Here is a 16,233-nt window from a genome sequence, read left to right on the forward strand (position 1 = left end):
AATTTCGCATCTCTCAACAGCCCGATTTTCGGAGAGAGGTCTGTACAAGGATTCAAAACCGTTGTATAATGGTCTCGGAAAAAGAAACCGGGTTTCACAGAATGAAACAAAGAGAAGAAACCCCCCATCCCGAGCAAGAGGAGGCTGACGACATGGCGCAGGATCTGTACGGCGTTCGCTCCAAGCTGAATGTCGGCGGAAGAGAGTATGTCTACTATTCCCTGCCGAAACTCGAAGAAAAAGGAATCGGTCCGGTTTCCCGACTGCCCTTCTCCATCAAGGTGCTGCTGGAAGCCGCCGTCCGTCAATACGACGGCAAAGCCGTGACGGCGGAACACATCGAACAGCTGGCCAAATGGACGGAAAAGCGTTCGGACAAGGAAGTCGCTTTCAAACCGGCACGGATCGTGCTGCAGGACTTCACCGGCGTTCCGGCGGTTGTCGACCTGGCCGCGCTCCGTTCCGCCATGGCCCGCGTCGGCGGAAATCCCGAACGGATCAATCCGCTCATTCCGGTGGACCTGGTCATCGACCACTCCGTGATGGTGGACAAAGCGGGCACCGAAGACGCACTGGAATACAACATGAACCTCGAATTCAAGCGGAATGAAGAGCGCTATCGCCTGCTGCGCTGGGCGGCCGAATCTCTGGACAACTTCCGCGCCGTACCGCCCGCGACGGGAATCGTGCACCAAGTGAACCTGGAATACCTGGCCACCGTGGCCGCCACCCGTCAAGAAGGCGATGAGACGGTCGTCTTCCCCGACTCCCTCGTCGGCACCGACTCCCACACCACGATGATCAACGGTCTCGGCGTGGTCGGCTGGGGCGTCGGCGGCATTGAGGCGGAGGCCTGCATGCTGGGACAACCGCTTTACTTCGTGACCCCCGAAGTGGTCGGCTTCAAATTGACCGGCAAACTGGCCGAAGGTGCCACCGCCACCGACCTGGCCCTGACCGTCACCGAAATGCTCCGCAAAAAAGGTGTGGTCGGAAAATTCGTCGAGTTCTACGGTCCGGGCGTGAGCTCCCTCAGCCTGGCAGACCGCGCAACCGTGGCCAACATGGCTCCGGAATACGGCGCCACCGTCGGCTTCTTCCCGGTGGATGAAGAATCGCTGGAATATCTCCGCAGCACCGGCCGCGACGAAAGCCTCATCCAACTCATCAAGGAATACTACGTGGCCCAAGGCATGTTCCGCACGAACGACACGCCGGATCCGGAGTTCAGCGACACGATCGAGCTCGACCTCGGCACCGTGGTTCCGTCCCTGGCCGGTCCGAAGCGTCCGCAAGACCGCGTCGAACTGAACCGCATGAAAGAAGCCTGGAACGAAACCTTGCGCAAACCGGTGGAAGAGCGCGGATTCGGTCTGAGTGAAGAGGATGTGAAAAAGTCCGTCACCGTCACCCGCGAAGACGGCACCAGCTTCGAGCTGAAAACCGGTTCCGTGGTGATCGCCGCCATCACGTCGTGCACCAACACTTCCAACCCGTCCGTCATGGTGGGAGCCGGTTTGGTGGCCAAGAAAGCCGTGGAAAAAGGACTCAAAGTGCCCGCCTACGTGAAGAGCAGCCTGACCCCGGGCTCCCGCGTGGTGGCCGACTACCTGACCAAAGCCGGCCTGATCGAGCCGCTCGCCAAACTGGGCTTCACCATCGCCGGTTACGGCTGCGCCACCTGTATCGGCAACAGCGGTCCGCTGGCCGACGACATCAGCAAGGCGATCGAAGACAACGATTTGACCGTCGCCTCCGTCCTGTCCGGCAACCGGAACTTCGAAGGCCGGATTCACGCGCTGGTGAAAGCGAACTACCTCGCTTCCCCGCCGCTGGTCGTGGCTTATGCTCTGGCCGGCACCGTGGACATCGACTTCGAAAAGGACCCGATCGGCATCGGTTCCGACAACCAGCCGGTATACCTGAAGGACATCTGGCCGTCTTCCCGTGAAGTCGCCGAAGTGATGCGCGAAGCGATCACGGCCGAACAATTCCGTGCGCAATACAGCAAGGTGTTTGAAGCCAACGAGCGGTGGAACCAACTGCCGACCCCGAAAGGCGTCCTGTACGAATGGGATGAAACTTCCACCTACATCCAGGAACCGCCGTTCTTCACGGATCTGTCTCCCGAAGTGGAACCGATCCAAGCCATCACCCATGCCCGGGTGCTCGCTCTGCTCGGCGACTCGGTCACCACGGACCACATCTCTCCCGCCGGCAGCATCAAGAAAGACAGCCCGGCCGGCCGTTACCTGATCGAAAACGGCGTGAATCCGTCCGACTTCAACTCCTACGGTTCCCGTCGCGGAAACGACCGGGTGATGACCCGCGGCACGTTCGCCAACATCCGCATCCGCAACCAGATGGTGCCCGGTTCCGAAGGAGGCGTCACCGAACACGTCCCGAGCGGCGAAGTGATGTCCATCTATGACGCCGCCATGAAGTACAAAGAAGCCGGCACTCCGCTGGTCGTGATCGCCGGCAAGGAATACGGAACCGGAAGCTCCCGCGACTGGGCAGCCAAAGGAACCAACCTGCTCGGCGTCAAAGCGGTCATCGCGGAAAGCTTCGAGCGGATCCACCGCAGCAACCTCGTCGGCATGGGCGTGCTCCCGCTGCAGTTCACCAACGGTCAAAGCTGGAAGTCGCTCGGCCTGACCGGCAAAGAGACGTTTGACATTCCGGTCGCCGATGACGTCAAGCCGGGTCAAACCCTGACCGTCAAAGCAACCCGTCCCGACGGCTCGACGCTGGAATTCGACGTGCTGGTCCGTCTCGACAGCATCGTCGACGTCGAATACTACCGCAACGGCGGCATCCTGCAAACGGTGCTGCGTCAAATCCTTAACGACAAGGAGACGGTGACCGGCTGATGAACGTTCTGGGGCTCCATCACGTCCAGATCACCATCCCCGTCGGCACGGAAGCCGAAGCACGCCGCTTCTATACCGGCGTGCTCGGTCTCCGGGAAATCGAAAAGCCGGATCCGCTCAAAAACCGGGGCGGATTTTGGCTGATGGCCGGAAACTCCGAAATCCACGTCGGCGTGGAAGACGGGTGGACCGGAACAAGACAAAAGCGCACCTCGCCTATCTGGTGGATGATCTGGACGCGTTCAGAAAGAAACTGGAAGCCGAAGGCATCGAGGTCAAGGAATCGATTCCGATTCCGGGCGTCGACCGCTTCGAATTCCGCGACCCGTTCGGCAACCGGGTGGAACTTTTGCAACTGCTCAAGTGAACGGATGCCGTTTTTCGAGGCAGTGCCGGCCAGGCACTGCCTTCTTGATCTTGTTCGGGTGGTGAAACGCTTTGGAGGACTTCTTTTCGTCGTTGTTCAAATATCAACTGAATCAACTTCCCTTTATCCTGATCGCTCTCCTGATTGCCTTCACGGTTCATGAGTTTGCCCATGCCTGGACCGCTTGGCGGTTCGGAGACCCCACCGCCAAGAACGCGGGCCGATTGACGCTCAATCCGGCTCCCCACCTGGATTTGGTGGGCACCCTGCTGATCCTGATCGTCGGTTTCGGTTGGGCCAAACCCGTTCCGGTCAATCCCGCCTACTTCCGCAATCCCCGCCTGGCCGGGACGCTGGTCACATTTGCCGGGCCGCTTGCCAATCTGGTCACGGCGTTTGTCACCATGTTCCTGCTGTTTCTCCTGCTCCTGACCGGAGCCATCCACGTGCTGCCCGATTTCTGGCAGGACTTCGTCCAGACGCTCTTGCAAGTCATCATTCACCTGAACGTCGTCCTGTTTTTCTTCAACCTGATCCCGCTCCCGTTTTTCGACGGGTATTTCATCATCCGGTATCTGGCTCCCGACCGGATCGGCCGGCAACTGTCCGCCCTGGAACCGTATGCGCTGCTGATTTTCCTGGTCATTGTCCTCACTCCGATCGGCAATTACTTTCTGGACCCCATCTTCAACATCCTGGTACCGGACACGATTGACTACATGTTCCGATTTTTCTTGCTGTTCGTCTCCTGAGGAACATTTCCGATGTCGCGGCCGGCGGTTTGCAGACGTTCGCGCATCCGGGGCGAACCCGCATTTCCTCCCGATGGTTCAATCTGAAGTGACGATGTCAGGGGGCGCTGTCGGGAGCTTCCCTTTTGACGGCCTGTCCGCAAAAAGTCCGGGACGGGCCGTTTTTTCCTGCGGGCAACTTCCCCGGGCTTCGAATTGATGCAGACGGCAAAGGATCCGGACGTGAAGCCGGCGGTTTGCGCGATGTCGATGGATGTGTTGGAATCCGCAAAAAGGAACTCGTCGACGACGGCCTGGAATTCGCCGGCGTGGCTTCCTGCCCGGCCGAAGCGGATGAAGCGAACATCAACCTGTTCATCTGAAACGAAAAGGGTTTCGGACAAGCTCCCCGGCATGACGACGAAGGAGCGTCCGAAACCCTGTTGCATTTCAAACCGGGGTGCTTCGCACATGTTCTTGCGCGGAAGCGGTGCCTGTTCTTTCCGAACGGATCGGGCAAACAGAATCGACGAGGAAACATCGGCGAAAGACGGCGCGTCACCGGTCCTCCTCCCGCTCCTGTTCCTCTTCCAGAATCCGCCGGTACACGGCATTGGAAACGAGAATGCCGATTTCGTAAAGCACGATCATGGGCAATGTCACCATGATGTTGGAACCGAAATCCGGCGGGGAAATGATCGCCCCGAGAATCACCATCACCAGATAGGCTCCGCGGCGGATTTTCCGGAGAAATTCGGGCGTGACCAGACGGAGCCGGGTCAAAAACACGAATATGACCGGAATTTCGAAGAACAACGACAGCGGGAAGATGATCTGAAACATCAGCGTGAAGTACTGATACACGTTGTATTGAGGTGTCAGCCCCATTTGCTGGTTGATGGTCTCCAGGAAGTTGATCAAATAGGGAAACACCAGAAAGTATCCGAACAAGATTCCGAGCAGAAACAGGATCAGGCTGACCGGGATATAGACAAACGCCGCCCGCCGTTCGTGAGGATACAGTCCCGGTGTGACAAACTTCCAGGCATGATACAGCATCACGGGAACCACCGTGATCCAGGCGATCAGAAAGGACAGCTGCATGTACAGCCGGAACGCGTCGACCGGGCTGAACACAAACAATTTCACGTGTTGCAAGGAATCTTGGCGAATCCAGTTGAAAATGTCGGGGGCATATATGAAGCCGACAATCAGCGCAAGCATGAAGGTGACAACCACCCAGATGATTCGCGTGCGCAGCTCCGACAGATGTTCGGTCAAAGGTTTCAGATCCTCGTTCAAGGCGGTTTCCCTCCCGATAGATGAACCAGTCTCTATTATATTGCAAGATCCCCGCAAAACCCAGTCCCCGGGCCGGGAATGATCCGATGTTCACCGGTTTGTCCATTTTTCCCTCCGGATCGCCGCGGCACAAAAAAAAGAAGTCAACCGCTTCACGCCGACTTCTTTCCCATTCATCTGTCATTTCTCTCCATCCCCGGCTCACCGGAAGCCGCTTTGAACGGAAAACGTCTGCATCACCCGGTACCAGGCGGCAACGGTCCCTTCCGGAACCCCGGCAGTCAACCATTTTTTCCGTCCCAGACGGCGACATGATCCTTTCTCCATCAACAACAGATCGTCCGCGCATTCCGCCAGCTCCAGGTCCGAGGTGGCCAGCAAAACAAGGCGATCCGCACTGCGATGGATCAATTCCTGCCACAACAGCCGACGTCCCCAGTCATCCATGCCGCGGGAAGGCTCGTCCAGGATCCAGATCTTGGGGTCGGCCACCAGGCTTTGCGCCAGCAAATATCTCTTCAGAACCGGACCGGACAACTCCCGCAAGGCGATTTTCCGGTATCCGCCGAGTCCCCATCGGGCGATCATTTCCGCCACCCGTTTCTTCGGATGCGACACTCTGCGCAACTGGGCGAGATGAAGCAGGGAGAATTCCACGCTGACATCATGATCCAAGCGGGGAATGTCCGGTATGTAACTGATTCGTTCTCTCAAATTCCCCAAGCTGGACACCCCGGAGGTGATGACGCTGCCGCGGGACCAGACATGCGTTTCCCCGTCATCCAGGCGAAAGGTGATGCGTCCGTCATCCGGAACGAGAAGCGTGGCGGTGAGTCTCAGCAAGGTGGATTTTCCTGAACCCTCCGGTCCCAGCACGACGGTAATCCCTTCCCGTACGGCCGCGGAAAAATCGAGCAAGCCGAACCGCCGAGCCTTGCCGCGGTCAAACGATGTCGTGTCCCGGGTTTCCACCATCTTGCTCACATGCGACCATTCGATTTTCAATGCCAAGTCCATCCTTTCCATCTCTCTCCGACTGAAAAAACAAGGCCCTTTGATTTCGAGTATACCGCAAGATCCCGGCTTAACGGTCAGATTTTTTTCATCCAATTTTCAACAGTTGCACAAATCTCCGGATCAAACGGGAAGCCGCTTGCCGGTTCCGAGCGCGAACCGCCCGACCACGCGGTACATGGGCCGTTCTCCCAGGCGTGTTTCCATCAGCGCCAATTCATCGACCCGCCAACGCTTTTCGGCCTCTTCTCCCCACGATGGACCCGCGTTCAATGAAAAGGGAGTGTCCAAGCATTTTCTGGCCACCGTCACATGCGGTCGGTAGGGACGTTGTTCCGGCGGAAATCCCACCGTTTCCAAATGACGGGCGACCGTGCTTTGGAGGGCACGAAGCTTGCCCAAGTCTCCGGTCAAGCCCGCCCACAGGATGCGGGGTTGCTCCGGGCGGCCGAATGTCCCGATGCCGGCCACGGCCAGTTCAAACGGTTGATGCTTCGCCGCCGCACGGGCAAGCTCGCCGGCGAGCGGCCCCATCCGGTCTTGGTCCACGCTCCCGAGAAACTGCACGGTGACATGATAATCTTCTTGATGAACCCATTTGGAAAACCGCCAGCGAGTCCCGAGCTCTTCACACCGAACCGCCAGCGCCCGCTTCACCTCCGGCGGCAACCTCACGGCGACAAACAATCTTTTTTCCGATGCTTTGTTCATCAGATCTTCTCCTTCCAAAGACGAAGCCCGGCCGTCATGCCTGGCCGGACTTCCGGTGTTTGCGCCGTTTCCTCCCGTCAGGCGTTCAGCGCTTCTTTGGCGGCCAGAATCGCCGCCTCGTAGTTCGGATGTTGGGTCACTTCCGGCACGTACTCCGCATAGGTGACCACGTCGTGCTTGTCAATCACGAAAACGGCCCGGGCCAGGAGGCGCAGCTCCTTGATGGCCACACCGTACGCCGTGCCGAACGAGAGATCGCGGTGATCGGACACGGTCTGAATGTTTTCCGCTCCGGCCGCCCCGCACCAACGCTTTTGGGCGAACGGCAAATCCACGCTGACGGTCAGCACTTTCACGCCCGGAAGGGAAGCGGCTTCCTGATTGAACCGGCGGGTTTGCAGGTCGCACACCGGCGTGTCGACGGACGGGACCACGCTGATGATGCGGACCGTTCCTTTGCCGTCCGCCAGGGTCACCGGGGACATGTCGTTGGCCAGCACGGTGAAATCGGGAGCCTTGTCCCCCGCTTTGATTTCCGGTCCGAGCAGGGTGACCGGGTTTCCTTTCATGGTGACGACACCTTTTCTTTCGATGGTCATGGACAACCCCTCCCAGGGAATGTTGGCAATGCGAAAGTTGAGGAGGCATATCCGCCTCCATATCATCTTAACACCGGCAAACAGCGGAAACCAGACCGGTAAGCCCGCTTGAAGCGGTTTCATCCCGACAACGGAGAATCAGGAAACAAAGGGCCGATCCGAACAAGTTGTCCCGCTCCGACGGGATCTGGTAAGGTGGAAGTCGGGGACCTGGCATTTGAAAGGATGAACACATCGTGGACATCGGACTGAGTGATCTGGCCGCCGCACGCCTGAAGCTCCTGCTGTGGCAGGAACAGCAGGACGGAGAACGGTTGGCGGTGCAAGTGGTTCCGCTGACGTCGGGTTGCGGCATGCCCACCTTTGCACTGGAATTGACGGAAATCCGTCCCTCATACCGGACCGCGGACATCAAAGGGATCCCGTTTGCCTGGAAACCGGGGGAAGCCGACCGGCTCCACGGAATCCGGATCGACTGGAGCCCGGAGACCGGCAAATTCTCCGTCTGGCATCCCGGACCGCCCCATTCCTTTGTGTGCGGAACTCATCCCGAAAAAGACGGTCCGAGATCCGCCTCCGAACCAATAACGGAAAATCGACGAGCGGAACCGGAATGAAACCGGCCCGATGATGGCCCCTGTTCCAACGCATGTACGGATCAACACGGGAGGGCTGCTTGTGAACGGGATCTTCAAATGGTTGACGATTGTCGCCGTGATTTTGTCGTTGCTCGTCCTTCTCCCCGTCATCCGGTATTGGTCCTTGGTTTCCCGGTTTGACGGGGAAACTCCGCCCGATCATCCCCACGAAGCCGGGATTGTGCTCGGAGCGGCACTGTGGGACGGAACTCCCAGTCCGGCCCTGGTGGAGCGGCTCAATCTGGCGGCGGACCTCTATCACCGCGGGAAGGTCCAATCCCTGATCGTCTCCGGAGGGTTGGGCAATGACGGCATCACCGAAGCGGAAGCGATGAAACGGTTCCTCACCGACCGCGGAGTGCCGGCAGACCGGATCATCAAAGAAGACCGCTCCTCCAACACCAAAGAAAATCTCCTGTACTCCGCCCGGATCATCCAAGAGAAGAAATGGACCCGGATCACCCTGATCACCCATGATTATCACATGCACCGGGCCCTGAATTACGCGCTTCAGGCCGGACTCTCCCCCACCCCGTCCCCGGCCCATTCGGAAGTGTTGTTCATGCCGTACCACAAGGCACGGGAATGCCTGGCTCTTGTCAAGCAGGAGCTGGGACGGTGAACGGGGTCACACAAGAGTCCGGGAAACGATCCGGAATCACTCTCCGTCGTGTTCTTCCGGCGGACGGGACTTCCTCTCCGTCACCAACCGGCGAAGCTCCTCGTCCAGAATGCGGATCTCAAACGGCTCATACGCCGGGGAAGAACCTTCGGTGGCGTGAAGCAATTCATCGAGACGCCGGGTCGATTCCCGTTTCACCTCCGCAAGGTCGATCCCGGCGCGGACCGCCTCCGGAAACCGCCCCAGTTTGTCGAGGGCGGCGGCAAACAATTTGCGTGCCCCGTTGAGGTTGCCGTTGCGGTGATGGTGCAGCGCCACCGCCACCTGCAACAGCCCTTGCCAGAACGGGTCACGCCCTTCTTCGAGCCAAAGCTCCTCCAGAACTTCGTGGCATTCGTAATAATCACGTTCCACATTGAAATAATGCAAAAAGTCCACATACAAACGGGGATACTCTTTCAACCGGAATCACCTCCGTACCGCCTGCCCGTCCCGGAAGCCGTGAAGACACCCCTGCTTCCGCAGCCACAGGCATCACAGGCCGTACCGCCATGGACGCATCGGCAGCGATTCACGCCATCCGGCAGGCACGTCCGCCCGATATCCTGTACAATGAAGAGAAAGAAAAAGAAAGGATGAAGTTCGTGGATCTCAAAAACCCTTCCCGCGAAAACCTGGAATTTCTCATCCGGGAGATTCGGACACGGCTGAAAACGGTCAACAGCGCTCTTCTGAATCCGGACGATTTTTCCCTTGACCGTTATGACGAATTGCTCGAAATCCATCAAATGATCGTCAAAAAGGACGGTCGGCTCAGCATGATGGAGATCGAAGGAGTCCTGGAGGAATTGAGGGAGCTCCGCACGTCCGGCTGAGCTCCCCGACTTTCGGGATGCGGCCTGCGGGAAAGGCTCGGCCGATCCGGGCCTTTCCCGCAACACCCCTCACTCATTCCGGAAAACGGGCGGCCAACTCCGGCGGAATCGGAACCGCTTTCCGGGCTTTCAAGTCGATCGTCACGCTGGTCACATCGGCATCCGCCACCAATTCCCCCGCTTCGTTGAAGATCTCGTGTTTCAGCACGAAGCTTGTCCGTCCCCGGCGAATCGGTTCGGTGAAAATCTCCAGCTTCTGTCCCAACCGGGCTTCCTTGCGATAATTGATGTTGATGTTCACCGTGACCGTGCCGATCCCCATTTCGGTAAACACGTCAAAAGGCAGACCGGACTTGTTGTACCAGTCCTCGCGGCTCCACTCCATGTATTCGAGATACTTGGCGTTGTTCACGTGCCCCATGACGTCGATTTCCGTCGGACGCACCTCGATCCGGATCGATGTCTTCATCCGGTCTCCTCCCCCTCATCCGTGTGATGCCTCTTTCATCATACACCGGAATCCGGGCAAAAAAAACAGAACCGTCCGGCAAAACGGCCAACGGCCTCAACGACCTTTCAGCACGTCTTCCGGCAGTTCTTCCAGCAGTTCAAGCATTTCGCGCCAACAGCGGCTTTCCGCTTGCAAGCCGAATCGCTTTGTGATGTATTCCTGGTTCCAAAGAAACACACTCACGGCAATCGGGGTGATCTCCGATTCTTTCAACGGGGACACGGTCCGGATGGCGGCCAACAACAGCGGTTTCAGCTCGGCCACCGCTTCCCGGATGACGGCTTCTTTCCGAAAAACATCCAAACAGGAAGCCGTCCGGATGCGGCCCCGCCATTTTTTCCAGGCAGCCAACATCCTTTTCCTCAAAAAACAGGTACGGTATGAGTCCATTTCCCGTTGTTCCTCCGGAGTGACCGGCCGTGACTGTTCGAGAATCTCGCCCATCAGTTGAAAAACGAGCTTCAGCTGATGGCGGGTCAATTCCGGCCGTGTGTGCCTGATCTGCACGTTGATTTCGCGCAAGGCCGGAATCAAGTCACCCATGTTCACCATCCATTGCCTCCTTGGTCAGTCGGACCTGTGACCTGTATACCCTGAGGTACGGGGGGATCGAAGTCCGGATTTCCCTGTTCGAATCAGGGAATGGTACATTTCCATGGAACGGGTTCCGATTCCTGCTTGTTCACGGAAAATCTACAACTGAAAAACGGCGAAAACCCCGGATGTTTCCGGGGTTTTCGGAGGGCGCCGCTTTGGCGTCACTTTTTGTTCACCATGTGGATGGCATGACCGAGGATGCCTTCCGCCGCTTCCATCAGCACCTCGGGCAAGGTCGGATGGGCATGGATGGTGAGAGCCAGATCTTCGGCATTCGCGCCCATTTCGACGGCGAACACCGCCTCGGCGATGAGCGACGAAGCCTCCGGTCCGACGATCTGCACCCCCAGCACGCGTTTGGTTTCCCGATCCGCCACCACTTGGACGAAACCGTCCGCATGGTTCATCGACAGGGCGCGACCGTTGGCCTGGAAGGCAAAACGGCTGACCACCGGATCGTAGCCCTGCTCTTTCGCCTGTTCTTCGGTGAGACCGGTGTAGGCGATCTCCGGATCGCTGAAGATGACGAACGGCATGGCCTGCCAATCGATCACGCTGTTTTGGCCGCACATGGCTTCCGCGGCCACTTTGGCTTCATAGCTGGCTTTGTGTGCCAGGAGAGCACCGCCTGCACAGTCGCCGATCGCGTAGATGTGATCCACGTTGGTCTTGCACTGTGCGTCGATGTTGATGAATCCGCGTTCGTCGGTTTCCACGCCGGCAAACTGCAGACCCAGTTCATCGGTGTTGGGCTTGCGGCCGACGGCCACCAGCGCGTAATCGGCGGTGAATGCTTTCTCCCCGTCTTTGACGGTGGCGCGCACAACCACCTCGTCTCCGGTGTTTTCCCCGCCTTCAACCATCGCATTGGTGTACACTTCCACACCGAGCTTTTTCAGCTTGCGGGTCACCATCTTGGTCAGGGACGGATCGGTGCCCGGAAGCAGGGAGGAAGTTCCCTCCAGGATGGTCACTTTGGAGCCCAGCTTGGCAAATGCCGTCCCCAGCTCCAGACCGATGTAGCCGCCGCCGACGACGATCAGGCGTTCCGGCACTTCCTGAAGGTTCAGGGCCTCGGTCGAGGACAGGATGCGTTTGCCGTCAAACGGCAGGACGCGGAGTTCCGCCGGACGGGAGCCGGTGGCGATGATCACGTCGTTGAACGTGTAGGTTTGGGCCGAGTTTTCGGTGGTGACGCGAACGGAATTGGGACCGCTGAAATACGCTTCTCCCTGGATCACTTCGACGCCGTTGCCCTTGAGCAGGGTTTTCACGCCGCCGGTCAGCTTTTTCACCACGCCGTTTTTCCACTCGATCAGTTTGGGCATGTTGACGGTGACGTCTCCGGACACCTCGATGCCCATCTCACCGGCTTCGCGCACGGCAACCGCACGCTCCGCCGCGGAGATGATCGCTTTGGAAGGAATGCATCCGCGATTGAGACAGACGCCGCCCACATTGTCCTTGTCAACGAGGACCACGCTGCGGCCCAGCTGGGCGGCGCGGATGGCGGCCACATACCCTCCGGGGCCCGCACCGATGACGAGAACGTCGACTTCTTGCGCCAGATCTCCCACTACCATGTTTACCTCATCTCCATCATCAACAGATTGGGCGTTTCAAGCAGCTGCTTGACACGCATCAGGAAGCGGGCCGCCACGTCGCCGTCGATCAGGCGATGGTCGAAGCTGAGCGAGACGAACATCTGCGGACGGATGGCGATTTCTCCATTGACCGCCACCGGTTTTTCCTTGATGGCGCCCACGCCGAGGATCGCCACTTCCGGATAATTGATGACCGGTGTGAAGAATTGACCGCCGTAACCGCCGATGTTGGAAATGGTGAAGGTGCTGCCTTTCAGCTCGGACGGCTCCAGTTTCATGGTTCTTGCCCGGGCCGCCTTGTCGCTGATTTCACCCGCCAGTTCGAAGATGGACTTTTTGTCGGCGTCGCGCAGGACCGGTACGAGCAGGCCTCCGTCCGTCGCCGCCGCCATGCCGATATGATAGTAATGCTTGATGACGATTTCTTCCTTTTCATCGTCGATGGACGCGTTCAGCGTCGGGAATTCGCGCAGTGCCGCAATGACTGCCTTGATGATGAACGGCATGTACGTGAGCTTGATGTTGCGCTGTTCGGCAACCGTTTTGCCCCAGTTGCGCAGGGCGATCAGTTCGGTGACGTCCACTTCGTCCATCAGAGTGACATGCGGAGCGGTGTGTTTGCTCTCCACCATCCGTTTGGCGATGGTGCGACGGATGCCGCGCAGCGGGATGCGCTCCTCGAGGCCCGCCGCCGCTTTTTCCGGAGCCGCTTCCGCAGCGGGTGCCTTCACTTCTTCATGCTGCACCGCTTCCACTTTTTCATTATCGGACACTTGCCCGCCTTGCGCAAATCGTTTCACGTCTTCCGCCAAAATCCGGCCGTGTTTGCCGCTTCCTTTCACCTTGGTGAGATCCACGCCCAATTCGCGGGCCAGTTTGCGCACGGACGGCATGGCCAGCACGGAAGCTCTGCCCTTTTCCGGCTGAGCGGTTGCGGTCGCTGCCGGTGTTTCCTCCGTCTTCGCCTCAACGGTTTCGACGGGCTTGCTTTCCGTTTGGGCCGGTGCGGCCGATTCGGCGGGAGCTTCCGAACCCTCTTCGTCGATCACGGCGATCACCGAGTGAACCAAGGCGATTTCTCCCTCTTTCACCCGGAGCTCACGCACCCGACCGGTGACCGGGGACGGAATTTCCACGACGGCTTTGTCGGTTTGCACTTCGGCAAAGGTGTCAAACTCCTGGATGGTGTCCCCTTCTTTGACGTAAAGCTTGACGATTTCCCCTTCGTGAATGCCTTCGCCCACATCGGGGAGCTTGAATTCATACGCCACGAGCGCATCCTCCCATCTTGCTTCTCGTTTTGCCGATCCCTGTGTCTTGTGACCAATCTGTTGACAGCGTCCCGAAACGATCGCGAACCTCGGGGGAAACGGAACGCCCGTAAGCCGCCTTCCGAAACGGTGCAAAGCGGCTTCGCGGACGTTCCGGTGCCTTTCCTTCGTGCAATCAGAAGTCCAGCACTTGATAGATGCCTTTCAGCACACGGGCCGGATTCGGCATCCACTCATCTTCGATCATCTGATAGCCGAGCACGGTGTCGGGGGAAGCCACGCGAAGCACCGGCGCCTCCAGTTTGAGGATGGCATGCTCGTTGATCTGGGCGATCACTTCGGCGGCCACGCCGGACGACTTTTGCGCTTCCTGAACCACGATGGCCCGACCGGTTTTCTCCACGGATTGGATGATCGTCTCCGTATCGATCGGGCTGATCGTTCTGAGGTCGATCACTTCCACTTTGACGCCGCGCTCTTTTTCGGCGATTTCGGCCGCCTTGAGCGAAGTGTGAACCATGGCTCCGTAAGTGATGATCGTCACGTCGGATCCTTCACGCACCACGTTGGCTTTGCCGATCGGCACGGTGTATTCGCCTTCCGGCACTTCTCCCTTGATGGAGAAATACAGTTTCAGATGCTCCAGGAAGAAGACCGGGTCATTGTCACGAATCGCGGAAATCAGGAGACCCTTGGCATCGTACGGGTTGGACGGAACCACCACTTTGAGGCCCGGGGTCTGGGTCAGATAGCCTTCCATCGGGTCGGAATGCAGCTCCGGAGCTTTCACGCCGGCGCCGAACGGAGCGCGGAACACGATCGGAGCGCTGTAACGACCGCCGCTGCGGTAACGCATGCGCGGAGCCTGCACGGCGATGGAATCCATCGCTTCAAAGATGAAACCGATGAACTGAATCTCCGCCACCGGCCGGAAGCCTTGGGTGGCCAGACCCACGGCCAGTCCGCCGATGCCCGATTCCGCCAGCGGGGTGTCGAACACGCGGTCTGCCCCGAACTCTTTCTGCAGTCCGTCCGTCACGCGGAACACGCCGCCGTTGGTACCCACGTCTTCCCCGAACACCATCACGTTGGGGTCGCGTTTCAGTTCCACGCGCAGAGCGTCATTGATGGCTTTGACCATTGTCATTTGAGGCATGGCTCATTTCCCCTCCCCGGCAAACTCGGCTTTTTGTCTCTCCAGATGCGGAGGCGTGGTTTCAAACATGGTGTCGATCAAGCGGCTGATCGTCATTTTTTCGTGATTTTCCGCTTTCTTGATGGCATCGGCCACGGTTTGCTTCGCTTCCTCGATCGCCCGGTTTTCATCTTCTTCCGTCCACAGGTTTTTGGACTCCAGGTACCGGCGGAAGCGGACCAGCGGTTCTTTTTGCTCCCACTCGTTCGGCTCGTCTTTCGAGCGATAACGGGTCGGGTCATCGCCGGACATGGAGTGCGGTCCAAGGCGATAGTTGAGCGCCTCGATCAGGGTCGATCCTTCGCCGTTTCTTGCGCGCTCGACGGCATCTTTCACCGCACGGTACACGGCGAGCACGTCCATGCCGTCCACCTGGATGCTGCGGATGCCGGCGGCGATTCCCTTCTGCGCGACGGTTTTTGCCGCGGTCTGCTTTTCAAACGGGGTGGAAATGGCGTAGCGGTTGTTCTGCACGACGAACACGACGGGGAGATTGTACACACCCGCAAAGTTCATGGCTTCATAGAAATCTCCCTGGGAGCTTCCGCCGTCTCCGGTGAACGTGATGGCCACCCGCTTTTCACCGCGGCGCTTGAATGCCATGGCCACGCCGGCGGCCTGAATGTACTGGGCCCCGATGATGATCTGCGGCATCAACACGTTGACCCCTTCCGGGATCTCTCCGCCGTGCTGGTGCCCCTTGGACCAGAGGAACGCCTGATACATCGGATATCCGTGCCAATAGAGTTGCGGAATGTCGCGGTATCCCGGCAGGATGAAATCTTCCTTGTTCAAGGCAAACTGGCTGCCGATCATCGTGGCTTCCTGGCCGGACACCGGAGCGTAAAACCCGAGTCGTCCCTGACGGGCCATCGCAACCGCCCGCTGGTCCCAGACACGGGTGAACACCATGCGCCGCATCAGCTCACGCAGCTGATCATCGGACAAATCCGGCAGTTCATTCTGATTGACGACCTCTCCCTCCGGCGAGAGAATCTGAAACGGTTCGACCGGCAACAGCCGGACTTCGGCGCTTGCCAGCCCGTTTTGGGCCTGTTTGGTTTTGGCCATGGAATCCATCACCTCATCGGATTGTTGTCGGAATCGTGAAACTGTTATACCGGTTTCGCGAAACTGTTTTATAACAGGATGAAAAATCCCCCGAAAGAAATTGAAAAACATGTCTGTTCACCCATTGAAACAACCTGTCTTCATTCAATGATACAATTGTTCAACCATTTGTCAATCAACCTCAAGTCCAAGCGTTTGCAAAATGAAAGTGTTTGATCACCATTTTTCCGCATTTTTCCCCTTTTTGTCCGT

Annotated in this window: 17 protein-coding genes and 1 pseudogene; 7 read left to right on the forward strand and 11 right to left on the reverse strand. The window is 58.3% G+C overall.

Features of this window, described 5'->3' with window-relative positions; genetic code table 11:
• Positions 1-152: 152 nt before the first annotated feature.
• The 4 genes and pseudogenes from acnA (at position 153) to EG886_RS13985 (ending at position 4,354) form a co-directional block, all read left to right on the forward strand.
• Positions 153-2,873: an aconitate hydratase AcnA gene (gene acnA, locus EG886_RS10800; protein ID WP_124728140.1), complete on the forward strand. Its 2,721-nt coding sequence runs from the start codon at positions 153-155 to the stop codon at positions 2,871-2,873.
• Positions 2,873-3,240, forward strand: a pseudogene (locus EG886_RS10805) (VOC family protein). The gene acnA and the pseudogene EG886_RS10805 overlap by 1 nt, the downstream one beginning before the upstream one ends.
• 71 nt (positions 3,241-3,311) lie before the next feature.
• The gene (locus EG886_RS10810) at positions 3,312-3,992 is read left to right on the forward strand and encodes a site-2 protease family protein (protein ID WP_241154313.1); all 681 of its coding nucleotides are present in this window, start codon (positions 3,312-3,314) and stop codon (positions 3,990-3,992) included.
• Positions 3,993-4,228: 236 nt separating this feature from the next.
• Positions 4,229-4,354 (forward strand): DsrE/DsrF/DrsH-like family protein, encoded by a 126-nt coding sequence (locus tag EG886_RS13985; RefSeq protein ID WP_241154314.1) that lies wholly within the window; start codon positions 4,229-4,231, stop codon positions 4,352-4,354.
• Positions 4,355-4,529: 175 nt separating this feature from the next.
• Here EG886_RS13985 and tatC read toward each other — a convergent pair whose 3' ends face one another.
• From tatC to tpx, 4 genes are all read right to left on the reverse strand, one after another.
• Positions 4,530-5,273 (reverse strand): twin-arginine translocase subunit TatC, encoded by a 744-nt coding sequence (gene tatC, locus EG886_RS10815; protein WP_164491800.1) that lies wholly within the window; start codon positions 5,271-5,273, stop codon positions 4,530-4,532.
• Positions 5,274-5,474: 201 nt separating this feature from the next.
• Positions 5,475-6,290, reverse strand: coding sequence for an ATP-binding cassette domain-containing protein (locus EG886_RS10820; RefSeq protein ID WP_164491801.1), 816 nt, complete (start codon positions 6,288-6,290; stop codon positions 5,475-5,477).
• A 120-nt stretch (positions 6,291-6,410) separates the two neighbouring features.
• Positions 6,411-6,998, reverse strand: a complete 588-nt coding sequence (thpR, locus tag EG886_RS10825; RefSeq protein ID WP_124728143.1) for an RNA 2',3'-cyclic phosphodiesterase — start codon at positions 6,996-6,998, stop codon at positions 6,411-6,413.
• Between the two features lie 77 nt (positions 6,999-7,075).
• On the reverse strand, positions 7,076-7,597 hold the full coding sequence (tpx, locus tag EG886_RS10830) for a thiol peroxidase (RefSeq protein ID WP_124728144.1): 522 nt from the start codon (positions 7,595-7,597) through the stop codon (positions 7,076-7,078).
• A 236-nt stretch (positions 7,598-7,833) separates the two neighbouring features.
• On the opposite strand from tpx, the gene EG886_RS10835 reads away from it, so the two are divergent.
• Both EG886_RS10835 and EG886_RS10840 read left to right on the forward strand, forming a co-directional pair.
• Positions 7,834-8,214: a hypothetical protein gene (locus EG886_RS10835; RefSeq protein ID WP_124728145.1), complete on the forward strand. Its 381-nt coding sequence runs from the start codon at positions 7,834-7,836 to the stop codon at positions 8,212-8,214.
• Positions 8,215-8,275: 61 nt separating this feature from the next.
• Positions 8,276-8,857, forward strand: coding sequence for a YdcF family protein (locus tag EG886_RS10840; protein WP_164491802.1), 582 nt, complete (start codon positions 8,276-8,278; stop codon positions 8,855-8,857).
• 36 nt (positions 8,858-8,893) lie between these two features.
• On the opposite strand, the gene EG886_RS10845 is transcribed toward EG886_RS10840, so the two are convergent.
• Entirely contained in the window at positions 8,894-9,319 is a 426-nt protein-coding gene (locus tag EG886_RS10845; protein ID WP_124728147.1) for a DUF309 domain-containing protein, read from the reverse strand.
• Between the two features lie 89 nt (positions 9,320-9,408).
• Between EG886_RS10845 and EG886_RS10850 the strand changes: the two genes are divergently transcribed.
• Positions 9,409-9,732: a DUF1128 domain-containing protein gene (locus tag EG886_RS10850; protein ID WP_124728148.1), complete on the forward strand. Its 324-nt coding sequence runs from the start codon at positions 9,409-9,411 to the stop codon at positions 9,730-9,732.
• Between the two features lie 73 nt (positions 9,733-9,805).
• Here the strand turns inward: EG886_RS10850 and EG886_RS10855 are convergent, their stop codons facing one another.
• The 6 genes from EG886_RS10855 to pdhA form a co-directional block, all read right to left on the reverse strand.
• Positions 9,806-10,201, reverse strand: coding sequence for an acyl-CoA thioesterase (locus EG886_RS10855; protein WP_124728149.1), 396 nt, complete (start codon positions 10,199-10,201; stop codon positions 9,806-9,808).
• 96 nt (positions 10,202-10,297) lie between these two features.
• On the reverse strand, positions 10,298-10,795 hold the full coding sequence (locus EG886_RS10860; protein WP_124728150.1) for a hypothetical protein: 498 nt from the start codon (positions 10,793-10,795) through the stop codon (positions 10,298-10,300).
• Between the two features lie 206 nt (positions 10,796-11,001).
• Positions 11,002-12,423 carry a dihydrolipoyl dehydrogenase gene (lpdA, locus tag EG886_RS10865; protein WP_124728151.1) on the reverse strand — a complete coding sequence of 474 codons (1,422 nt, stop codon included), beginning with the start codon at positions 12,421-12,423 and terminating at the stop codon, positions 11,002-11,004.
• A gap of 2 nt (positions 12,424-12,425) precedes the next feature.
• Entirely contained in the window at positions 12,426-13,715 is a 1,290-nt protein-coding gene (locus EG886_RS10870; RefSeq protein ID WP_124728152.1) for a dihydrolipoamide acetyltransferase family protein, read from the reverse strand.
• Between the two features lie 175 nt (positions 13,716-13,890).
• The gene (locus EG886_RS10875; RefSeq protein WP_124728153.1) at positions 13,891-14,871 is read right to left on the reverse strand and encodes an alpha-ketoacid dehydrogenase subunit beta; all 981 of its coding nucleotides are present in this window, start codon (positions 14,869-14,871) and stop codon (positions 13,891-13,893) included.
• A 3-nt stretch (positions 14,872-14,874) separates the two neighbouring features.
• Positions 14,875-15,981, reverse strand: a complete 1,107-nt coding sequence (gene pdhA, locus EG886_RS10880) for a pyruvate dehydrogenase (acetyl-transferring) E1 component subunit alpha (protein ID WP_124728154.1) — start codon at positions 15,979-15,981, stop codon at positions 14,875-14,877.
• Positions 15,982-16,233 lie beyond the last annotated feature (252 nt).

The sequence above is a fragment of the Staphylospora marina genome (genome assembly GCF_003856495.1).
GTDB lineage: Bacteria > Bacillota > Bacilli > Thermoactinomycetales > Thermoactinomycetaceae > Staphylospora > Staphylospora marina.